General features: G+C 68.3%; 1 protein-coding gene. It reads right to left on the reverse strand.

Features of this window, described 5'->3' with window-relative positions; translation table 11 throughout:
* The coding region (locus IG178_RS24665; RefSeq protein ID WP_343226039.1) for a DEAD/DEAH box helicase at positions 1-678 on the reverse strand (678 nt) is incomplete at both ends.

Below are 678 nucleotides of genomic sequence, written 5' to 3' on the forward strand. Positions count from 1 at the left end.
GAGACCGTGCGCTTCTTCTCGTCGGCCTCGTAGTCCTCGTCCAGCTCCAGCCGCTCGACGAGCGAGGCGAAGACCGAGTACCAGCGGTTGGCCTCGCCGGAGGCCGGACCGGAGATGATCAGCGGGGTGCGGGCCTCGTCGATGAGGATCGAGTCGACCTCGTCGACGATCGCGAAGTTGTGCCCGCGCTGCACCAGCTCGTCGACCGACCAGGCCATGTTGTCGCGCAGGTAGTCGAAGCCGAACTCGTTGTTCGTGCCGTAGGTGATGTCCGCGGCGTACTGCTTGCGGCGGACATCCGGGGACTGGCCCGCCAGGATCGTGCCGGTCTCCATGCCCAGGAAGCGGTAGACGCGGCCCATCTGCTCCGCCTGGGAGGAGGCCAGGTAGTCGTTGACCGTGATGACGTGGACACCCTTGCCGGACAGCGCATTGAGGTAGGCGGGCGCGGTGGCCACCAGGGTCTTGCCCTCGCCGGTCTTCATCTCGGCGATGTTGCCCAGGTGCAGCGCGGCCCCGCCCATGAGCTGGACGTCGTAATGGCGCTTGCCCAGCACGCGGTGCGACGCCTCGCGGACCACGGCGAAGGCCTCCGGGAGCATGCGGTCCAGGGACTCGCCGTCCTCGAGGCGCTGGCGGAATGCGTCCGTCTCCGCACGCAGCTCGGCGTCGGTGAAC

This window comes from Neoluteolibacter marinus (assembly GCF_014904755.1).
Classification (GTDB): domain Bacteria; phylum Verrucomicrobiota; class Verrucomicrobiia; order Verrucomicrobiales; family Akkermansiaceae; genus Haloferula; species Haloferula marina.